Below are 19301 nucleotides of genomic sequence, written 5' to 3'. Positions count from 1 at the left end.
GAAATTTCGGTCCTAGCCACCCCGCGTGGCTGCATACACCAGCCAGACCAGCAGCCCAATGGCGATGATGAAGCCAAGCGTTCGGCCAACGCGGGTCCCCCAATATTCGATCGGGTCCGCGCGGTCGGCATCCGCCGCCGTCATATGGTCACGCGCATCCTTCGCCGCCCGCACCACGAATGGGGTGCCGCCCGGCGCCGTCTCGCGCGCCACACGCTCGAGGATGCGGCGCGATTCCTGCTCGTGGTCCTGGCGTTCCGCCATGGCAATTGCCCTTTCGCAGCGCGAGCTTAGCCTGTTCATACTTCTATTCACAGGGCCTTGCAGCGGGATGAGCCAGGCGCGGCGGCCCGTCATCGCGGGGTCGTTTTCTTGTGCGCGGATTGTGGTAATGCTTCGCATGCAACTTCCCCAGAGGGACCAATCATGATTGTCGAGCGCCTCGCACCACCCTCCGCCCTTCGCAACCTTCCTGCCTTCCTGATGCTGGTTTTCGTGCTGCCGCTGCTTGCCGGCTGCGGCTACAACACCATTCCGACGGCGGAAGAAAACGCCAAGGCGGCCTGGAGCGAAGTGCTCAACCAGTATCAGCGCCGTGCCGATTTGATCCCGAACCTGGTCGAGACGGTGAAGGGCTACGCCTCGCATGAGAAGGACACGCTCGACGCGGTCGTAGAGGCGCGCGCCAAGGCGACGCAAATCACGGTGACGCCCGACACTCTGAAGGACCCCGAAGCGCTGAAGAAGTTCCAGGATGCCCAGGCCGGGCTGACCAGCGCGCTGTCGCGGCTGATCGCGGTGTCGGAAGCCTATCCCGACCTCAAGGCCAACCAGAACTTCCTGGCGCTGCAGGCGCAGCTCGAAGGCACCGAGAACCGCATCGCGGTGGCCCGGCGCGACTACATCCAGGCGGTCCGGGACTATAATCTGACGCTGAAGACCTTCCCATCCGTGTTGTGGGCGACCTTCTGGTTCCGCGGCAATGAGCCGTTCGCCACCTTCACCGTCGATGAAGACAAGATGCAGGTGCCGAAGGTCGATTTCGGCACGACCACCAAGCAGGGCGGGTGAGCGGCTCGGCTAAAATCTAATTGAGCCCGTCAGCGTTGCGTTCCTTCGCCCCCCTCTCTGTCCTGCCGGACATCTCCCCCTCTAGGGGGGAGATTGGCTGTGTCGCCCACGGCGCTCCCCTTGCAGCGATGGAGATTGGCGAAGGCCAAGGTGACGTCCAATCTCCCCCCTTGAGGGGGAGATGTCCGGGAGGACAGAGAGGGGGCCCTCGCACCAACCCTTCCTTCGTTGGCATTTTGCTGAGCGTCTTCTGCCTCTTCCTCCTCCCCGTCTTCGCCTTCGCCGCCGACCTCCCTGCCCTCACCGGCCGCGTCGTCGACAATGCCGGCATCATCGACGCCGGCACCAAAGCCGCGCTGACGCAGAAGCTCGCCGACTTCGAGACCAAGGGCTCCGACCAGATCGTCGTCGCCACCATCCCCAGCCTCGACGGCGAGGAGATCGAGCCCTACGCCAACCGGCTGTTCCGTTTCTGGAAACTAGGCCAGGCCAAGGAGAACAATGGCGTGCTGCTCTTGGTCGCGCCCAACGACCGCAGGATGCGCATCGAGGTGGGTTACGGCCTGGAAGGCACGCTGACCGACCTGCACACCAAGCTGATCATCGAAAACGACATGGTGCCGGCCTTCCGCGCCGGCGATTTTTCCGGCGGCATCTCGAAGGCCGTCGACGACATGATCATGGTGCTGGAGGGCAATCCGGAGGAGCTGGAGGCGCGCGGCAAGCGCAATGAGCAGGCGCCGTTCAACTCCGACAATCTGTTCTTCGCCGTTTTCATCACGATCTGGGTGCTGATCTTTTTCGGCAGCATCGCGCTCGCCATCCTGCCGCGTGTCTTCGGCCAGAAGATCGGACCCGGCCGCTATCGCTGGCTGGGCATGACCTTCTCGCAAAGCAGCGGTTCGTCGTCCTCCGGCGGCGGATGGTCGTCGGGTGGCGGCGGCTGGTCGTCCGGCGGCGGTGGCGGCTTTTCCGGCGGCGGCGGCTCGTCTGGGGGCGGCGGCTCCTCGGGAAGCTGGTGAGGCACCATGGCAACACGACCGATCAGCATCGAGGACCATGAGCGTATCGCCGAGGCGATCCGCGCCGCCGAGGCCAAAACCGACGGCGAAATCTACTGCGTCGTCGCGCATTCGAGCGACGGTTATTTCTTTCCCGCCGCCTTCATGACGACACTCGGCCTGTTCGTCGCCAGCCTCGCTGTCGCCTATGGGCTGGAGGCCTGGTGGCTGACCATCCGGCTGCCGCATTTCGTGCTGGCGCAGTTGCTTGCGCTGGTGTCCACCCTCATCTTGCTGTGGCTGCTGCCGTCCATACGCATTCATTTCGTGCCCAAGCGGCTGCGCTACCAGGCGGCGCACGCCAACGCGGTGAAGCAGTTCCTGGGCCGCAACGTCCACCGCACCCAGGCGCGCACCGGCGTGCTGGTCTTCGTCTCCATCGCCGAGCGCTACGCCGAGGTTGTTGCCGACGCCGGCATCGACGCCAAGGTCGGCCAGCATGTCTGGGACGGCGTGGTGCGCGACCTCACAAAACATGCCGGCGACGATCAGCTGGCCAATGGTTTCGTGAAGGCGATCGAAGCGGTCGGCGCGGTGCTCGCCGAGCATTTCCCGGTCACTGCCGGCGACACCAACGAACTCGACGATCACCTCGTCGAAATCTGACAACGCCTGTCGCTGGTGACGCGTCTTTCGCCTGTGCGAAATCGTCGGCCGGATGCGCCGGACTCTTTGCAAGTCAGCGATGCGGGTTTATGGTTAACCAATCATGAACACGCTGACCATCGACATCCGCAAAGCCGAACCTCGCGACGCGAGCGCCATTGCCGAAGTGCATCAGGAAGCGTGGCGTGGCGCCTATTCGGGCATCATCCCGCACCGCACGCTGACCTCGATGATCAATCGCCGCGGCGTTGACTGGTGGGCGAATGCGATTCGCCGCGCCGCCACCGTGCTGGTGGTCGAGATCGGCGGCACCGTGGCCGGCTATGCCACGATCGGCAAGAACCGCGCTCGCGAGCTCAGGCAGCAGGGCGAGATCTACGAGCTTTATCTGCGGCCGGAATATCAGGGCATCGGGCTCGGCAGCAGGCTGTTCAAGGCCGCCAAGGCGCGCCTCGCCGACCATGGCCTGCGCGGCATGGTGGTGTGGGCGCTCGAAGACAACCAGAACGCTTTGGCATTCTATGCCGGCAATGGCGGCCGCGATGTCGCCGAAGGCGTCGAGGTCTTCGAGCAGAAGGCGCTTAAGAAGGTCGCGTTCGTCTGGGAATGACGAGCGTCGGCTAAAGCAATCCCAGGAAAGTGCGAAGCGGTTTTCCGTCCGGAATTGCGTCAAAACAAAAAGACAGATTACAGGCCATCACAAACTGTGCGATTCCGTTAGCGCTGCGCACTATTCGACGCATTGCACCATGACGCGTCCCCCGCTATCGGTCTTTTCAATCGAGAGAGGGATTTTTGCCATGCGCATCGAAGCCATTCCCACCGGAAAGAACCCACCCGACGACGTCAACGTCATCATCGAGGTGCCGATCGGCGGCGAGCCGATCAAGTACGAGATGGACAAGGAGGCCGGCACATTGTTCGTCGACCGCTTCCTGCACACCTCGATGCGTTACCCCGGCAATTACGGCTTCGTGCCGCACACGCTGTCCGGCGACGGCGATCCGATCGACGTACTGGTCTGCAACACGCGCGCGCTAGTGCCGGGCTGCGTCATCAATGTGCGGCCGATCGGCGTGCTGGTGATGGAGGACAATGCCGGCCAGGACGAGAAGGTGATCGCCGTCCCGTCGCCCAAGCTGACGCTGCGCTACGAGAACGTCACTGAATACACGCAACTGCCCGACATCACCCGTCAGCAGGTGCAGCACTTCTTCGAGCACTACAAGGATCTCGAACCCGGCAAATGGGTCAAGATCGAGGGCTGGCACGATTCCAAATATGCCAAGCAGATGATTGTCGACGCGATCGCACGGGCGAAGGCTGCCAAGGGCTAAGCAAGTTTAGAGCAATTTCAGGAAAATTATGAGCGGTTTTCCGCCTGGAAATTGCGACAAAAACAAAGAGATAGAGCGGTTCGCCGTTTCCGTGAAACGGTGAAACGCTCTAGCGAACCGCCTTCTCGCCGCCGGCCGCGGTGATGACGCCGACGATGATCAGCCCGGTGAGCAGCAGCCGCACGCCGGCGCTGACGCCGAATGTGTTGAGCATGGTGAGCAGCAGCACTAGGAACAGGCCGGCGCCCCAGACGCCGGGCACATTGGCCTTGCCGCCGGCGACCGATGTGCCGCCGATGACGACCACCGCGATCGAGGCGAGCAGATATTCGTTGCCGATATCGACATTGGCGCCGCGGAAATAGCCGGCAAGCAGCGCCCCGTCGATGCCGCCCAGCGCGCCGCACAGCGTGTAGGTGAGGAACCGGATACGGCCGACATTGACGCCGGCAAGCCAGGCGGCGCGGATGTTCTGCCCGATCGCCAGCACCGAACGGCCATAGATCATGCGCTGCAGCGCCAGCGCCGCGCCGATGGTGAAGAGAACCGTCAGCAGCGCCAGCACGGGAATGCCGAGGACCTGCCAGTTGGTGAAGTCGGCAAAGCCGGGCGGCGGCTTGATCTGCAGGCCGCGTCCATAGCTGATGTCGACCGACTGGATGATGAAGCTCGCCGACAGCGTCGCGATGATCGGCGGAATCCTGAGCGCCCAGATCAGGAGATAATTGATGGCGCCGATCGCAGCGCCGCAGGCAAGCGCAGCCAGCAGCCCGACGACGATCATCGTATCGCTGCCGCCCATGACTTTCATCGCCACCGCGCTCGCCAGCCCGATATTGGCCGGCAGCGACAAGTCGACATTGCCTGGTCCGAGCGTGATGACGAACATCTGGCCGACGCCGACGATGACGGTGAAGACGGCAAGCGACAGCGCCGCCGTGATCATGCCGCCGGCGCCGTAGCCGCCGGTGAAGACGATGGTGGCGAGCCACACGACAAGTGCGCCGACGAAGGACCAGATCCAGGGCTTTTCCAGCAGCGTCCGCAGCGAGACCATGGCTTACCGTTCCCTGCGGCTGATCAGGACGCGCGCCGCCAGCACGATGATCAGGATTGCCCCGTTGGCGGCGACCTGCCAGTCGGGCGGGATGTGCATGAAGGTGAGCAGTGGCGAGGCGGCCAGCGCCAGCGTCAACGCGCCAAGCACGGCGCCGATCGGCGACACCCGCCCCCCGACGAACTCGCCACCCCCGAGTATGACGCCGGCTATCGAAAGCAGCGTGTAGCCATTGCCGATATTGGCGTCGGCCGAAGTGGTGATGCCGATCAACGCCATGCCGGACAGCACGCCGAACAGGCCGGTCAGCGCAAACAGCGCGATCTTGGCCCTCAGCAGCGACCAGCCGGCGCGCCTGAGCGCCGCCGCATTGCCGCCGGAGCCGCGCAGGATGACGCCATAGGAGGTCCGCATCAGGCCGAAATGGACGACGGCGGCGATGATCAGCGCCGCGAGGATCGGGAACGGGATATAGGGCGGCTTGAACGACATGATCGCAAGCAGCCAGTCCGGCGCCTTGCCGCCAGGCTTGGGCAGGACGAGAATGGCAAGCCCCTGCCAGACGAAGCTCATGCCGAGCGTCACCACGATCGACGGCAGATTGCGCAGATGGATCAGCGCGCCGAGCAGCGCATAGACGCCGATCGAGCCCAGAAGGACAACGATGCCGAGCAGCGGCGCATCCCGCAGCCATGTCGCGGTGACGCAGCCGACGAAACCGACGAAAGTCCCGATCGACAAATCGAGCTCGTTGCCGGCGATGACGAACATCTGCGCGATCGTCGCCAATGCGATCGGTATCGCCAGGTTGAGCATCAGGTTGAAGCCGAAATAGCTGATCGCGCGCGGGTTGAGCCAGGCAATCGCCATCAGCACGAGAGCCAGCGACAAAGCCGGCAAAAGGCTGCGCAGCATGCGCGCCCTGGCGGCGCCGCCACGCGGCGAAGACCTCGGAGTTGTCCCGGGAGCGATCGCCGTCATCTCAGGCCGCGTCGCCGAATGAGGACTGGATGATTTTTTCCTCCGTCAGCTCGTCGCGCCTAAGATTGGCGACGATGCGGCCATTCTTGAACACATAGACGTGGTCGCAATTGTCGAGCTCTTCCGTTTCGGTGGTGTACCAGAGGAAGGTGCGGCCTTTGGCGGCCTCCTCGCGCACCAGATCGTAGACTTCGAGCTTGGTGCCGATATCGACGCCGCGCATCGGGTCGTCCATCAGCACGATCTCGGCGTCGGAACCGAGCGCGCGGGCAAACAGCGCCTTCTGCTGGTTGCCGCCGGACAGCGAATAGATGTTGTTGTTCATGTCCGGCGTACGGATGCCGATCTTGGTCTTCCAGGTTTCGGCCAGCTCGGCCTCGCGCTGCGGCGAGATCAGCAGCCCGTTGCGCAAGCGGGACAGCGAGCGGATGCCGATGTTCTGTGCGATCGACCATTGCGCGAAAATACCGTCGGCCTGGCGATCGCCGGCGACCAGCGCCACCGGCGCCGTGACCTCGATGCCGGTCTTGGCCCGGGAGGCGGCTGAAAAGATTGCCAGCAGCAGATCGGTCTGGCCGTGGCCGGCTAACCCGGCAAGGCCGATGATCTCGCCCGCGCGCGCGACCAGTTCCTTGCCGTCCTGCTGGCGCGCCGGGCGCGCCTTGACCCGCAGCGCGCCAGCCTCGGCCCTGCGGGCTTCCGTTGCGGCCTTCCGATGACCTTCCGCGCCGCCCATGGCGGCAACCAGTTTGTCACGGTCGAAGGCGCTTGCGGCATCGGCCGCGACCACTTTGCCGTCGCGCATCACCACGATGCGGTCGGCATTTTGCAGCACTTCGCCCAGCACATGCGAGATCAGGATGCAGCTGCCGCCCGCAGCCACGAAACGGCGCACGAAAGCGAGCAGCTGGCCCGCCGTATGCGCGTCCAGCGACGACGTCGGCTCATCGAGGATGACCAGGTGCAACGGCTCGCTGGTCAGCGTGAAAGCCCGCGCCACTTCGACCATCTGCCGCCGGCCGATCGACAGGTCGCCGGCAATGTCGTCGGCGGAAATACCGTGGTCGGGAAAGATCTCGTCGAGCTTCGCCCGGATGAGGTTGGCTGCCTTGCGCTGCCAGCCGAAACCGGTCAGCGCGGAATGGTTGATGCGCGTGTTCTCGGCGACGCTGAGGTTAGGGCAGAGCGACAGCTCCTGGAAGACGCAGCGTATGCCGAGCTGAAGCGCGCGTGCCACGGAATAACCCGCCTCCGCATTGCCGCGCACGGCGATCTGCCCGCCATCCGGCCGCAGCGTGCCGGCCACCATATGCATCAGCGTCGACTTGCCGGCGCCGTTATGGCCGACCAGCCCAACGCATTCGCCGGCGCCGACATGGAAATCGACGCCATTGAGAGCGCGGACGGCGCCGAAATGCTTTTCGGCGCCGTCCAGCCTGACGATATCCGCAACAGCCTGGAGCATGCTCAACGATATCCGGTTGGCGATGCGGACGGCAATGCGCTCACCAAAGTGAGATGACCCTTCTTCGAAAAATCATCCCACTTTGTCTCCTGTTTGAGCATGATCTTTTCCGAAAACCGCCGCACACTTTTTGCTTCGCCGACCTTCGGTTCGGGATCATGCTCTATTGCTTGATGTTGGCCTTGATCGCCGCGATGGCGTCTTCCTGGCTGTATTCGTGAGTGGCGACGCCGCCTTCCTTGATTTTCGGCAACTCGGTCTCGAAATCGTCCTGGGTGAAGGCGAGATAGGGCACCAGCAAATCGTGCGGGATATCCTTGCGGCCGTCGAGCACCTGCTGCGCCACCCAGAAGGCGAGCGAGGAGACGCCGGGAGCGATAGAAGCCGACCAGGTCTGGTAGCCGTCCTTGTCCTTCTGCTCCTTCCACCACTTCAGCTCATCCTGGCGGTTGCCCATGATGATGGTCGGGCGCGGCTTGCCGGCGGCGGCGAAGGCTTGGGCTGCGCCATAGCCGTCACCGCCCTGGTCGACGATGCCGACGACATCGGGAAGCGAGGGCAGGATGGTCGCCACCGCTTTCTGCGCCGTGGTCTGGTCCCAGTCGCCGGTCACCGAGCCGACGATCTTGAATTCGGGATGGGCGGCGACGCCTTCGAGGATGCCGGCATGGATGGCATCGTCGATCGAGGTGCCGGCCAGGCCACGGATTTCCAGCAGATTGCCGCCCTTGGGCTGGAACTTGGCCATCTGCTCGACTTCCTGCTTGCCCATGTCCTTGAAGTCGACGACGACGCGGTAGGCGCAGGGCTCGGTCACGGTGCCGTCGAAAGACACGACGGTAATGCCGGCATCGCAGGCCTGCTTGATGGCGCCGTTCAGCGCATCCGGCGAAGCGGCGTTGATGACGATGGCGTCATAACCTTGCAGGATCAGGTTCTGCACCTGGGCGGCCTGCGTCGGCACTTCCTTGTCGGCGGTGGTGAAGACGTCGGCCGCGCCGACCACCTTGTCGTCGACCGCTTTCTTGGTGACGATGCCGTAGCTGTCGAGCATCGCCTGGCGCCACGAATTGCCGGCGTAATTGTTGGAGAAGGCGATCTTCTTGCCGCTGGTATCGGCGAGCGCGGTGCCTGAGGCCAGCATGGCCGCCAACGCACCCAGAACGAGCAGTTTCCTCATATGATTTCCTCCCGAAGTTGCTAGTTTTGCCTGATGATCGTTACGCGAAGTCCCTGTTTTTTATCTATTGTCAGACAAATTCAGACGAACCGCAAGCTGTCAACTGCAAAGCTTGGCATGCCTTCGATCAACTTGCGGTGCGATGATTGAAAAAGCCGCCGGCCCATGGTCTAGGAGCACAACAGGAGGCCAATTGATGGCAGTAACGCCGACCGTTGCCAAAGGCGCGCCCGGAATACCGGCGCGCTGGACGTCAAGCGCCAAGAGTGGCGTCGGCACCGCGTTTTCAGCCAGGAGCCCGCTCTGGTTCACCATCAGTCACGGCATCTTGAACGAAATCTACTATCCGCGTCTCGACGCCGCCTGCACGCGCGACATGGAGCTGATCGTCACCGGCCCCGGCGGCTATTTCTCGGAAGAGAAACGCGATGCCGCGCACACGATAGCGCCCTTCGAGGACGGCGTGCCTGGCTACAGGCTGACCAACACCGCGACGGACGGCGCCTACCGTATCGAAAAGCGCATCATTACGGATCCGAAACGGCCTGTCCTGCTGCAGGAGATTGCGTTCGTCGCGCTGAAAGGCCCGGCGGCCGACCACCATGTCTACGCGCTGCTTGCGCCGCATCTCGTCAACGCCGGCATGGGCAACACCGCCTGGGTCGGCGAACACAAAGGCCAGAGCATGCTGTTCGCCACGGGGCGCGGCGTCTCCCTGGCGCTGGTCTCCTCGCTGCCCTGGAAAACCTGTTCGGCCGGTTACGTCGGTTTTTCCGACGGCTGGCAGCAATTGCAGAACGGCGGCGCGCTCGATCCTTCCTGCCGGCGGGCCGAAGACGGCAATGTCGCGCTGACCGGCGAGATCGGCTTTTCGGCCGGCAAGACCACGGCTTTGCTGGCGCTTGGCTTCGGCGTTTCACCGCAAGAGGCGGCCGATCTGGCGCTGGCCAGCCTCGAGCAGGGCTTCGACGCGGCCGCCGCGACCTATGTCGAGAACTGGCGAAAATTCCAGGCTGGACTTGAAAAACTCGACCGTCACACCGCCGCCGGGCCGAACACCTACCGCGTCAGCACGGCGGTTCTGGCCTCGCATCTGTCGGTCGCGAGACCGGGCGCCGCCGTTGCCAGCCTGTCGATCCCGTGGGGCTTCAACAAGAGCGACGACGACCTCGGTGGCTACCACCTGGTCTGGCCGCGCGATCTGGTCGAGACGGCGGGCGGTTTCCTCGCCGCCGGCGACGGCAGCCGAGCGCTGCAGATCCTGACCTATTTGCGCTCGATCCAGCAGCCCGACGGCCACTGGCCGCAGAATGTCTGGTCGGACGGCACCGCTTACTGGCCCGGCATCCAGATGGATGAGTGCGCCTTTCCGCTGCTTCTGGCCGACGCCTTGCGCCGCGCCGGCCATCTGCCGCGCGCGAAACTGACCGACTTCTTGCCGATGATAGAAAGCGCGGCGTCCTACGTCGTGCGCAATGGCCCGGTCACCGGTGAGGACCGCTGGGAAGAAGATGCCGGCTACAGCCCGTTCGCGCTGGCCGTCGAGATCACGGCCTTGCTTGCCGCCGCCGATATGCTGGATGTCTTCGGCAAAACTGAGCCGGCAAATTATCTGCGCGAAACCGCCGATTGCTGGAACGACCAGGTCGAGCGCTGGACCTATGTCACCGGCACGGAAGTCTGTGCCCGCGAGGGCGTCGCCGGTTATTACGTCCGCATCGCACCTCCCGACGACACGGGCGCCGCCTCGCCGAAGGACGGTTTTGTACCGATCAAGAACCGTCCACCGGGCGACACCGACAGACCGGCCGAGGCCATCATCAGCCCAGACGCGCTGGCGCTGGTTCGCTTCGGCTTGCGGGCGGCGGACGATCCGCGCATCGTGAGCACCATCAAGGCCATCGACGCCGAATTGCGTTGCGACCTGCCGCAAGGCCCGCTCTGGTACCGCTACAATGGCGACGGCTATGGCGAGCACGAAGACGGGGCGCCCTTCGACGGCACAGGCATAGGCCGGCCCTGGCCGCTGCTCGCCGGCGAACGCGCGCATTACGAACTGGCGGCCGGGCGCAAGGACAAGGCCGCCGCATTGCTGGAAACCTTCGAGCGCTCCGCAGGCATTGGCGGCCTTTTGCCCGAACAGGTCTGGGACAGCCCGGACGTGCCAGAGCGCGAGTTGTGGCCGGGCAAGCCGTCCGGCAGCGCCATGCCGCTGGTCTGGGCGCATGCCGAGCACATCAAGCTGTTGCGTTCGCTGCGCGACGGCGCGGTCTTCGACATGCCGCCGCAGGGTGTCGAGCGCTACATCAAGGGCAAGACAAGCTCGCCGCTCAGGATATGGCGCTTCAACAACAAGATCCGCTCCATCCCGGTCGGCAAGGTTCTGCGCGTCGAGCTTTCGGCGCGGGGCGTCGTCCATTGGAGCAGCGACAATTGGCTGACGGTCCAGGATCACAGGACAAAAGAAAACGCGTTTGGCGTGCATCTGGTCGACCTGCCGGTCGCCGGACTGGAGCCAGGAAGCACAATCGTCTTCACTTTTTTCTGGCCCGATGCGATGCGTTGGGAGAATGTCGACTTCAGCGTCGGCATTGACGCATCATGATGACGTGAGCACGGCCAATAGTTTCTTCTTTCCTCAAGCAATCGGGATGAAACCATGCAGATCGGAATGATGGGATTGGGCAGGATGGGCGCCAACATGGTGCGGCGCCTGATGCGCGACGGCCATCAATGCGTCGTCTACGACATCAACTCGGCAAGCGTCGCCGGCATGGTCAAGGACGGCGCCGTGGGCGCTGCCTCGCTTGAGGAATTCGTCGGCAAGCTGGCCAAGCCGCGTTGCGCCTGGCTGATGCTGCCGGCGGCGATCACCGGCAAGATCGTCGACCAGATCGCGGCGCTGATGGAGCCGGGCGACATCATCATCGACGGCGGCAATTCCTATTACCACGACGCGGTCGACCAGGCGGCCAAGCTCGCGGTCAAGGGCATCAACTTCGTCGATGTCGGCACCAGCGGCGGCGTCTGGGGCCTGGAGCGCGGCTACTGCCTGATGATCGGCGGCCCCGACGATGCCGTGAAGCATCTCGATTCGGTCTTTGCCACGCTGGCGCCCGGGCCGGATGCCGGAACCAACCCCTCCAAGGCCGACGGCACCGCGGCTTTCGGCTATCTGCATTGCGGCCCGAGCGGCGCCGGCCACTTCGTCAAGATGGTGCATAACGGCATCGAATACGGCGTCATGGCCGCCTATGCCGAAGGCATGAACATCCTCAAGTCGGCCAATGCCGGCAAGCGTCAGCGCACGGCGGATGCCGAGACCAGCCCGCTGGAAAACCCGCAATACTACCAGTTCGATGTCGACCTGCCGCAGGTGGCCGAGGTCTGGCGCCACGGCAGCGTCATCGGCTCCTGGCTGCTCGACCTCACCGCTGGCGCGCTGAAGAGCGATCCGGGCCTGGCGAATTTCGGCGGCCGCGTATCGGATTCCGGCGAAGGCCGCTGGACGCTGAAAGCGGCGATCGACACCGGCGTCCCGGCGCCGGTGCTGTCCTCGGCGCTGTTCGACCGCTTCGCCTCGCAAGGCGAATCGCAATTCGCCGACAAGCTCTTGTCCGCCATGCGCTATGCGTTCGGCGGCCATATTGAAAAGCCGAAGACCGGCGCGTGAGGGGGGAGGCGGCATGAGCCAGGAGCGGTCCGACACGCTGGTGCTTTTCGGGGCGACCGGCGATCTTGCGCACAAGAAGATATTCCCAGCGCTCTACCAGATGGTCGCCAAGGGGACGCTGACCGAGCCGGTGATCGGCGTCGCCTTCGAGCCCTGGGACCTTGCCAAGCTGGCCGATCGCGCCCGCGACGGCATCGTCACTGCGCTCGGCGCCATCGACGACAAGGTGTTCGGCAAGTTCACCTCGCTGCTGCGCTATGTCAGCGGCGATTATCGCGACAGCGCCACCTTCGAGAAATTGAAGACCGCACTTGGTTCGGCGCAGCGGCCGCTGCATTACATGGCCGTGCCGCCGACCATGTTCGAGACCGTCGTGCAAGGGCTGGAACAATCGGGCACCGCGCATGGTGCGCGGCTGATGGTGGAAAAGCCGTTCGGCCACGATCTGCAATCGGCACGTTGGCTGAACCGGGTTCTGCACCTGGTGTTCGATGAGCAGTCGATCTTCCGTATCGACCATTATCTCGGCAAGGAAGCGATCCAGAACCTGCTCTATTTCCGCTTCGCCAACGCCTTTCTCGAGCCGATCTGGAACCGCAATTTCGTCGAGAGCGTGCAGATCACCATGGCCGAGGATTTCGGCGTCGAAGGGCGCGGTAAATTCTATGACGATGTCGGCGCCATCCGCGACGTCATCGAGAACCACCTTCTCAACATCCTGCTGCTTCTCGCCATGGAGCCGCCGATCGGCCGCTCGGCCGACGATCTGATCGACGAGAAGGTGCAGGTGCTGCGCGCCATCCGCACGCTGACCAAGGACGACGTCGTGCGCGGCCAGTTCGACGGCTATCTTTCCGAGCCAGGCGTGCGACCAAATTCTCCGGTCGAGACCTTCGCCGCGGTGCGCTTCTTCGTTGATACCTGGCGCTGGCGGGACGTGCCGTTCTTCATCCGCGCCGGCAAGAACATGCCGGTGCATGTGACGGAAGTGATCGTGCGGATGAAGCGGCCGCCGCTCGATGTCTTCGATCCGATCAAGCCGAGCGACGCCAATTACGTCCGCTTCCGCATCGATCCGCAGGTGGCGATCTCGATCGGCGCACAGCGCAAGCGCGCCGGCGACGACATGGTCGGCGAGCAGGTCGAACTGACCGCGCTCGACGACACCAAGAACGACATGCCGCCCTACGAGCGGTTGATCGGCGACGCCATGAACGGCAACGGCCAGTTGTTCACCCGCCAGGACGCGGCGGAGCTGGCCTGGCGCATTGTCGGCCCGGTGCTGGGCGACACCACGCCACCGGCAACCTATGCGCCCAGGACCTGGGGACCAGCCGACGCGATGAAAGGCTTCGGCCCGCCCGACGGCTGGATCAATCCGACGACATAATTTCCAGAGCAATTCCAGGAAAAGTGTGAAACGATTTTCCGTCCGGAACTGCGTCAAAACAGATAGATGAGCGGTTCGCCGTTTCCGTGAAACGGTGAAACGCTGTAGGGAGGGGAACAGCATGGCAAAGGCGGCAAAACCGGCTGCGGCGACCACCGCCCCGATCGTGCTGACGATCGATGTCGGCGGCTCGCATGTGAAGATCCTGACCAGCGCCGGCGGCGAAATGCGCCGGACCGATTCGGGGCCGAGCCTGACACCGCAGCAAGTGGTTGCCTCGGTGACGAAGCTGGCCGAGGGGCTGGACTATGACGTGATCTCGATGGGTTATCCCGGCCCGGTGCGGGACAACAAACCATCGCTCGATCCCTTCAACCTCGGCAAGGGCTGGAATGGCTTTGATTTCACCGCTGCCTTCGGCAAGCCGGTGAAGCTCGTCAACGACGCGCTGATGCAGGCGATCGGCAGCTATGACGGCGGCCGCATGCTCTTCCTCGGCCTCGGCACCGGGCTGGGTGCTGCGATGGTCATCAACAATGTCGGCCAGCCGATGGAGCTGGCCCACCTTCCCTACAAAAAGGGCGAGAGCTTCGAGGACTATGTCGGCGAGCGCGGTCTGGTAAAGCGCGGGAAGAAAAAATGGCGCAAATACGTTTTCGACGTTGTCGACAGGCTTCGCGCCGCCTTGCAGCCGGACTATGTCGTCATCGGTGGCGGAAACGTCGATAAGCTTGACGAATTGCCTGAAAAATCCAGGCGCGGCGATAACACTCGCGCGTTCGAGGGTGGATTTCGACTTTGGCGCGACAAGGCGCTGATCATCTGATATTGTTACAATTCAGTATAATTGTTCAAAATAGCGTGTAACGGCGCGACGAATCGTTGCTTTGTGCAGATTTGCCGACTAGGAATTCGGCAGCCAGCGGCATCATGCGCCTTTGCGGATGCGCCAACGAGGAGTGCTGCGCTTCACGGTTACATCCCGCGAAGACCGAGTTGTCTTTGCGGCCATTGCGGACACAACAAGGAGGGACGACGTGGACGAGGACACCACAGCCAGGGAAGAAGCCGATCTGCTCGAGATTACAGCCCACATCGTTTCGGCGTATGTGGCCAAGAACCGCCTGCCCGTTTCGGGTCTGGGCGAGCTTATCGCCAGCGTCGCATCCTCGATCGGCGGACTGAGCCAGCCGCAAGAATCCGCAGCACCCCCACCTGTACCTGCCGTCAACCCCAAGCGCTCGGTGACGCCGGACTACATTATCTGCCTCGAGGACGGCAAGAAGTTCAAATCGCTGAAGCGCCATATCGGCGTGCATTTCAACCTGACCCCCGAGGCCTACCGCGCCAAATGGGGCCTGCCGGCCGACTATCCGATGGTCGCTCCCAATTACGCGGCCTCGCGCTCGCTGCTGGCCAAGTCGATCGGCCTCGGCCGCAAGGCCGAACCGGAGCCGGTGAAGCCCGCCAAGGGCAGGAAGGCCAAGGCGACGGCCTGAGAAAGTCCGCCCCTGCACCAACGGTTTAAGAAAGCCTGCCGGCAAATCCGCCTTGGCAGGCTTCCTGCTTTTGTGGCTTGAATAAGCTGGCATTGGGGGAGCGCAGCGATGAACTACGCCAGGATGGTGATCGAGAAAGAGGCGCCGGAGGAATACGGTTACGACCGCATCCGCTACAACCTCTCCGAAAGCTCGATCGCCGACCAGAAGCTCTCCGACATCGGCCTGGCGCTGCCTGACCTTACCCTGTTCTACGGCGAGCACCGCGGCGACAAGGAGTTGCGGACGCTGATCGCCGCGCAGGACAAGGGCCTATCCGCTGACCATGTGTTGGTGACGGCAGGCGCTGCCGGCGCTCTGTTCATCATTTCCACCGCGCTGCTCTCGGTCAGCGACCATCTGGTGGTCGTGCGGCCCAACTACGCCACCAACATCGAGACGCCCAAGGCGATCGGCTGCGCCATCTCCTATGTCGACCTCGATTTCGACCAGGGTTTCGCCATCGACATCGAGCGCGTCAAAACCGCGTTGCGGCCGAACACGAAGCTGATCAGCGTGACCTGCCCCCACAACCCGACCGGCACGATGATGAGCCGTGCAGACCTAGATGCGCTGATCGCGCTCGCCGAAAGCCGGCGCTGTCGGCTGCTTGTCGACGAGACCTATCGCGATCTCTCCTATGGCGAGCGACTGCCTGCGGCGGCATCGCTCAGCCCAAGCGCCATCAGCGTCTCCTCGCTGTCGAAGGCGTTCGGCATTCCGGGCATCCGCGTCGGCTGGCTGGTCACCCGCGATCCGCAATTGCAGGAGACATTCCTCGCCGCCAAGGAGCAGATCGGCATCTGCGGCAGCGTCATCGACGAAGCGATCGCCCGCACCATGCTCGAGCGCCGCGACGCCTTCCTCGCCTCGCTGCTGCCCGACATAGCCAGGCGCCGCGACATCGTGCAGGCCTGGATCGACGGCGAGCCGCTGGTCGACTGGGTGCGGCCGCAAGGCGGCGTCGTCTGTTTCCCGCGGCTGAACGTCGATGCCGGCTTCGATCTCGACCACTTCTACGCCAGGCTTCTCGACGAACACGGCGCCTATGTCGGCCCCGGTCATTGGTTCGAGATGCCGAAGCGCTTCTTCCGCGTCGGCTTCGGCTGGCCGAAGGAGACCGAATTGCGCGGCGGACTGGAAGCCATCTCGGCGGCTTTGAGGGCCTGAACATCTCGAACGAAATTTTCGATTTTCTCTGATCAGGCGCGGATTTTTTGCGCGCACGGCAGAACGAACTGGGTTAAAGGGTTCCCCGCCGGACCAGCGCCAACCGTGGAAGTGCCCCGCCGGCCACTGTCGCAACGGGGCCTTGAACCATGACTGTCGAAGCATCTTCCCCAGATCAGCGCTATGCCGCGTTCCGGCACAAAGCCTTCCTTAGCTACTGGACGGCGCGCTTCCTCACCACCTTCGCCACCATGATCGTATCCGTCGCGGTCGGCTGGCAGATCTATGACCTGACGCGCGATCCTTTCGATCTCGGCATCGTCGGCATCGTCCAGTTTCTGCCGTCGCTGTTGCTGGTTCTGGTCACCGGTGTCGTTGCCGACCGCTTCGGCCGCCGCCTGATCATGGCGCTGTCGACCGTGATTGAGGCAGGCTGCGCGCTCGTTCTCCTGTACCTCACGCTGCGTGGCCTCGTCAGTCCGCTGCCGATCTTCGTCGTCTTGGCGCTGTTCGGCATGGCGCGCGCCTTTTTCGGACCGGCCTCTTCCTCGCTGTTCGCCAATCTGGTGCCGCCGGAAGATTTCGGCAACGCGATTGCCTGGAACTCGTCGGCCTGGCAGACGGCGACGATCATCGGCCCGGTCGCCGGCGGCCTGCTCTACGGCGTCTCGGCCGAGATCGCTTACGCCGTTGCCGCCTTGCTGATGCTGATTGCCGCCTTGCTGATCTTCACCATTCCCAAGCCCGCTCAGCAGAGCGCCACCGACAAGCCGACCATGGAGACGCTGTTTGCCGGCTTCCGCTACATCTGGAGCGAGAAGATCGTGCTTGGCGCCATCTCGCTCGATCTGTTCGCCGTGCTTCTGTCCGGCGCCTCGGCGCTGCTACCGGTCTATGCCCGCGACATCCTGCAGCTTGGCCCCTGGGGCCTCGGCCTGCTGCGCTCGGCGCCCGGCGTCGGCGCCATCTGCGTCGCGGTCTGGCTCGCCGGCCACCCGCTGCGTGACAATGCCGGCAAGATCATGCTGGGTTTCGTGGCGGCGTTCGGCGCCTTTACCGTGCTCTTCGGCCTGTCGACCGTCACCTGGCTGTCGATCGCGGCACTTGCCTTCCTCGGCGCCACCGACATGTTCAGTGTCTACATCCGCGAGACGCTGATCCAGCTGTGGACACCGGACGAGGTGCGCGGCCGCGTCAACGCCGTCAACCAGGTCTTCGTCGGCGCCTCCAACGAAGTCGGCGAATTCCGCGCCGGCACGATGGCGGCGCTGATCGGCACGGTGCCCGCCGTGGTGATCGGCGGCATCGGGGCGATTGCGGTGGCAGGGTTATGGGCCTGGCTGTTCCCGGCGCTCAGGCAGGTGCGGCATCTGAATAGCCGGCACTGATCGAGCGCTTGACCTAACCGCTGCACTCGACGCTCGGGCCGGTTAGGCCGCGCTCGTGATGGCCGGAATTGGAAGCAGACCCGCTGCCCTTCCCGCATCGATGACGTCGTCACGAAAGCGACCCGTTCCTTGCCGGGACTTCGTAAAGTTCGAGCGGCAAGTCGTCGGGATCTCTGAAGAATGTAAACCGTTGGTGGGTATACGGGTCGATTCGGATTGGCTCAACGGCAACGTTGGCGGCTTCCAGCCGCGCTTTGACCGGATCAAGATCCGCCACGGAAAATGCCAGATGTCTCAAGCCTGTCGCCTCTGGATGGGACGGTCGCGCCACTGGTGCGGGGAAGGAGAACAATTCCAGCTGGACCGATCCGATCCGCAGATCCGCCTTCCATGACTGCCGCTCCGCCCGGTAGACCTCGCGGATCAGATCGAGGCCGAGGAGTTCGACGTAGAAGCGTCGCGACCGGTCGTAGTCGGTGCAGATGAGCGCGACGTGGTGAATAGCATTTAGCATGGTACCAACTCTAGCCAGCCAGGGATTTGCGGCCAAGGTTGCAAAGTTCTGATTTGGCTTCTTGCAGCCGACATCAGTCGCCCCTTAAACGTCGCCCAAGCAATATCGGCTTTGGAAGCTGTCCAGCGTAATTAGGGTCTACCCTATCCCTCGGCCGGCTTGCCGAAAATCCGCCCCAGAAACTCGCTCAGCCAGCGCTTCAGATGGATATCCCAGATCAGCCGGCCGCCGAGATGGTCGCGGCCGGGCTGGGCTCCGGGCAGCTCGAAGCGGTGCGCGCCGCGCACCACCCAGCGCTGCATCATCACCCTTGTCAGTTCGCCATGGAACTGGATGCCCCAGGCATTGTCGCCATAGCGAAATGCCTGGTTGGGATAGGTTTCGGCCGTCGCCAAGAGCGTTGCATCCCTGGGCAGCGAAAAACCCTCGCGATGGAACTGGTAGACCATCTCCGGCCAGTGCATCAGCTTCTTGCCGGCCTCGGTTGCCTTGAGCGGATACCAGCCGATTTCGACCAGCCCCTCGCCATGCCCTTCCACCTTGCCGCCGAGATGATTGGCAAGCATCTGCGCGCCGAGGCAGATGCCGAGAAACGGCCGGTTCTCCTTGAGCGGGATTTCCAGCCAATCGGTCTCGCGGCGCACGAACTCCTCGTCATCATTGGCGCTCATCGGCCCGCCGAAGACGACGGCGCCGGCATGATCGGCGAGCGTGCAGGGCAAGTCGTCGCCAAGCGGCGGCCGGCGGATGTCGAGATCGAAACCGTCTTCCAGAAGCATGTGGCCGACGCGACCGGGGCTCGAATTTTCCTGGTGCAGCACGATCAGGATTTTCGGTCTCGGCCTTGGTGTCGATGCCATGGAAAAGGAA

The 19301-nt window shown here is 63.6% G+C and carries 19 protein-coding genes; 12 read left to right on the top strand and 7 right to left on the bottom strand.

Annotated elements, in window-relative coordinates:
* Positions 1-12: 12 nt before the first annotated feature.
* Positions 13-264, bottom strand: a complete 252-nt coding sequence (locus tag AB6802_RS18540) for a hypothetical protein (protein WP_371011608.1) — start codon at positions 262-264, stop codon at positions 13-15.
* A 162-nt stretch (positions 265-426) separates the two neighbouring features.
* Between AB6802_RS18540 and AB6802_RS18535 the strand changes: the two genes are divergently transcribed.
* The 5 genes from AB6802_RS18535 to ppa all read left to right on the top strand — a co-directional run bounded on the left by AB6802_RS18535 (position 427) and on the right by ppa (position 4075).
* Positions 427-1071: a LemA family protein gene (locus AB6802_RS18535; RefSeq protein WP_371011607.1), complete on the top strand. Its 645-nt coding sequence runs from the start codon at positions 427-429 to the stop codon at positions 1069-1071.
* A 170-nt stretch (positions 1072-1241) separates the two neighbouring features.
* Positions 1242-2093: a YgcG family protein gene (locus AB6802_RS18530; RefSeq protein WP_371011606.1), complete on the top strand. Its 852-nt coding sequence runs from the start codon at positions 1242-1244 to the stop codon at positions 2091-2093.
* A gap of 6 nt (positions 2094-2099) precedes the next feature.
* Positions 2100-2738: a TPM domain-containing protein gene (locus AB6802_RS18525; RefSeq protein WP_371011605.1), complete on the top strand. Its 639-nt coding sequence runs from the start codon at positions 2100-2102 to the stop codon at positions 2736-2738.
* 103 nt (positions 2739-2841) lie between these two features.
* Positions 2842-3348, top strand: a complete 507-nt coding sequence (locus tag AB6802_RS18520) for an N-acetyltransferase family protein (protein ID WP_371011604.1) — start codon at positions 2842-2844, stop codon at positions 3346-3348.
* A gap of 190 nt (positions 3349-3538) precedes the next feature.
* Positions 3539-4075 (top strand): inorganic diphosphatase, encoded by a 537-nt coding sequence (gene ppa, locus AB6802_RS18515; RefSeq protein WP_371011603.1) that lies wholly within the window; start codon positions 3539-3541, stop codon positions 4073-4075.
* A 109-nt stretch (positions 4076-4184) separates the two neighbouring features.
* On the opposite strand, the gene AB6802_RS18510 is transcribed toward ppa, so the two are convergent.
* The 4 genes from AB6802_RS18510 to AB6802_RS18495 all read right to left on the bottom strand — a co-directional run bounded on the left by AB6802_RS18510 (position 4185) and on the right by AB6802_RS18495 (position 8758).
* Positions 4185-5132 carry an ABC transporter permease gene (locus AB6802_RS18510; protein WP_371011602.1) on the bottom strand — a complete coding sequence of 316 codons (948 nt, stop codon included), beginning with the start codon at positions 5130-5132 and terminating at the stop codon, positions 4185-4187.
* A gap of 3 nt (positions 5133-5135) precedes the next feature.
* A complete protein-coding gene (locus AB6802_RS18505) occupies positions 5136-6113 on the bottom strand; it encodes an ABC transporter permease (RefSeq protein WP_371011601.1) in 978 nt (325 codons plus the stop codon).
* Position 6114: 1 nt separating this feature from the next.
* Positions 6115-7578: a sugar ABC transporter ATP-binding protein gene (locus tag AB6802_RS18500; RefSeq protein ID WP_371011600.1), complete on the bottom strand. Its 1464-nt coding sequence runs from the start codon at positions 7576-7578 to the stop codon at positions 6115-6117.
* 163 nt (positions 7579-7741) lie between these two features.
* Positions 7742-8758, bottom strand: a complete 1017-nt coding sequence (locus tag AB6802_RS18495) for an ABC transporter substrate-binding protein (RefSeq protein WP_371011599.1) — start codon at positions 8756-8758, stop codon at positions 7742-7744.
* Between the two features lie 196 nt (positions 8759-8954).
* On the opposite strand from AB6802_RS18495, the gene AB6802_RS18490 reads away from it, so the two are divergent.
* From AB6802_RS18490 to AB6802_RS18460, 7 genes are all read left to right on the top strand, one after another.
* The gene (locus AB6802_RS18490; protein ID WP_371011598.1) at positions 8955-11363 is read left to right on the top strand and encodes a glucan 1,4-alpha-glucosidase; all 2409 of its coding nucleotides are present in this window, start codon (positions 8955-8957) and stop codon (positions 11361-11363) included.
* Positions 11364-11417: 54 nt separating this feature from the next.
* On the top strand, positions 11418-12431 hold the full coding sequence (gnd, locus tag AB6802_RS18485) for a phosphogluconate dehydrogenase (NAD(+)-dependent, decarboxylating) (RefSeq protein WP_371011597.1): 1014 nt from the start codon (positions 11418-11420) through the stop codon (positions 12429-12431).
* 13 nt (positions 12432-12444) lie between these two features.
* Positions 12445-13821 (top strand): glucose-6-phosphate dehydrogenase, encoded by a 1377-nt coding sequence (zwf, locus tag AB6802_RS18480; protein ID WP_371011596.1) that lies wholly within the window; start codon positions 12445-12447, stop codon positions 13819-13821.
* A gap of 121 nt (positions 13822-13942) precedes the next feature.
* A complete protein-coding gene (locus AB6802_RS18475) occupies positions 13943-14647 on the top strand; it encodes an ROK family protein (RefSeq protein ID WP_371011595.1) in 705 nt (234 codons plus the stop codon).
* Positions 14648-14858: 211 nt separating this feature from the next.
* Positions 14859-15320, top strand: coding sequence for a MucR family transcriptional regulator (locus AB6802_RS18470; protein ID WP_371011594.1), 462 nt, complete (start codon positions 14859-14861; stop codon positions 15318-15320).
* 108 nt (positions 15321-15428) lie between these two features.
* Positions 15429-16529 carry an aminotransferase class I/II-fold pyridoxal phosphate-dependent enzyme gene (locus tag AB6802_RS18465; RefSeq protein ID WP_371011593.1) on the top strand — a complete coding sequence of 367 codons (1101 nt, stop codon included), beginning with the start codon at positions 15429-15431 and terminating at the stop codon, positions 16527-16529.
* A 149-nt stretch (positions 16530-16678) separates the two neighbouring features.
* Positions 16679-17917 (top strand): MFS transporter, encoded by a 1239-nt coding sequence (locus AB6802_RS18460; protein ID WP_371011592.1) that lies wholly within the window; start codon positions 16679-16681, stop codon positions 17915-17917.
* 109 nt (positions 17918-18026) lie between these two features.
* On the opposite strand, the gene AB6802_RS18455 is transcribed toward AB6802_RS18460, so the two are convergent.
* Positions 18027-18431: a VOC family protein gene (locus AB6802_RS18455; protein WP_371011591.1), complete on the bottom strand. Its 405-nt coding sequence runs from the start codon at positions 18429-18431 to the stop codon at positions 18027-18029.
* A gap of 143 nt (positions 18432-18574) precedes the next feature.
* Entirely contained in the window at positions 18575-19291 is a 717-nt protein-coding gene (locus AB6802_RS18450; protein ID WP_371011590.1) for a glutamine amidotransferase, read from the bottom strand.
* Positions 19292-19301 lie beyond the last annotated feature (10 nt).

The organism is Mesorhizobium sp. RCC_202, from assembly GCF_041355295.1.
Lineage (GTDB): Bacteria > Pseudomonadota > Alphaproteobacteria > Rhizobiales > Rhizobiaceae > Mesorhizobium.
This window is presented reverse-complemented; position numbering and strand designations above follow the sequence as displayed.

What these genes read in the sequence shown, in the direction of transcription:
- AB6802_RS18460 (WP_371011592.1), top strand. Translation starts at nt 16,679, where the DNA reads ATGACTGTCGAAGCATCTTCCCCAGATCAGCGCTATGCCGCGTTCCGG.
- AB6802_RS18450 (WP_371011590.1), bottom strand. Translation starts at nt 19,291, where the DNA reads ATGGCATCGACACCAAGGCCGAGACCGAAAATCCTGATCGTGCTGCAC.
- AB6802_RS18490 (WP_371011598.1), top strand. Translation starts at nt 8,955, where the DNA reads ATGGCAGTAACGCCGACCGTTGCCAAAGGCGCGCCCGGAATACCGGCG.
- AB6802_RS18535 (WP_371011607.1), top strand. Translation starts at nt 427, where the DNA reads ATGATTGTCGAGCGCCTCGCACCACCCTCCGCCCTTCGCAACCTTCCT.
- ppa (WP_371011603.1), top strand. Translation starts at nt 3,539, where the DNA reads ATGCGCATCGAAGCCATTCCCACCGGAAAGAACCCACCCGACGACGTC.
- AB6802_RS18540 (WP_371011608.1), bottom strand. Translation starts at nt 264, where the DNA reads ATGGCGGAACGCCAGGACCACGAGCAGGAATCGCGCCGCATCCTCGAG.
- AB6802_RS18510 (WP_371011602.1), bottom strand. Translation starts at nt 5,132, where the DNA reads ATGGTCTCGCTGCGGACGCTGCTGGAAAAGCCCTGGATCTGGTCCTTC.
- gnd (WP_371011597.1), top strand. Translation starts at nt 11,418, where the DNA reads ATGCAGATCGGAATGATGGGATTGGGCAGGATGGGCGCCAACATGGTG.
- AB6802_RS18505 (WP_371011601.1), bottom strand. Translation starts at nt 6,113, where the DNA reads ATGACGGCGATCGCTCCCGGGACAACTCCGAGGTCTTCGCCGCGTGGC.
- AB6802_RS18500 (WP_371011600.1), bottom strand. Translation starts at nt 7,578, where the DNA reads ATGCTCCAGGCTGTTGCGGATATCGTCAGGCTGGACGGCGCCGAAAAG.
- AB6802_RS18465 (WP_371011593.1), top strand. Translation starts at nt 15,429, where the DNA reads ATGAACTACGCCAGGATGGTGATCGAGAAAGAGGCGCCGGAGGAATAC.
- AB6802_RS18520 (WP_371011604.1), top strand. Translation starts at nt 2,842, where the DNA reads ATGAACACGCTGACCATCGACATCCGCAAAGCCGAACCTCGCGACGCG.
- AB6802_RS18525 (WP_371011605.1), top strand. Translation starts at nt 2,100, where the DNA reads ATGGCAACACGACCGATCAGCATCGAGGACCATGAGCGTATCGCCGAG.
- AB6802_RS18495 (WP_371011599.1), bottom strand. Translation starts at nt 8,758, where the DNA reads ATGAGGAAACTGCTCGTTCTGGGTGCGTTGGCGGCCATGCTGGCCTCA.
- AB6802_RS18455 (WP_371011591.1), bottom strand. Translation starts at nt 18,431, where the DNA reads ATGCTAAATGCTATTCACCACGTCGCGCTCATCTGCACCGACTACGAC.
- AB6802_RS18475 (WP_371011595.1), top strand. Translation starts at nt 13,943, where the DNA reads ATGGCAAAGGCGGCAAAACCGGCTGCGGCGACCACCGCCCCGATCGTG.
- zwf (WP_371011596.1), top strand. Translation starts at nt 12,445, where the DNA reads ATGAGCCAGGAGCGGTCCGACACGCTGGTGCTTTTCGGGGCGACCGGC.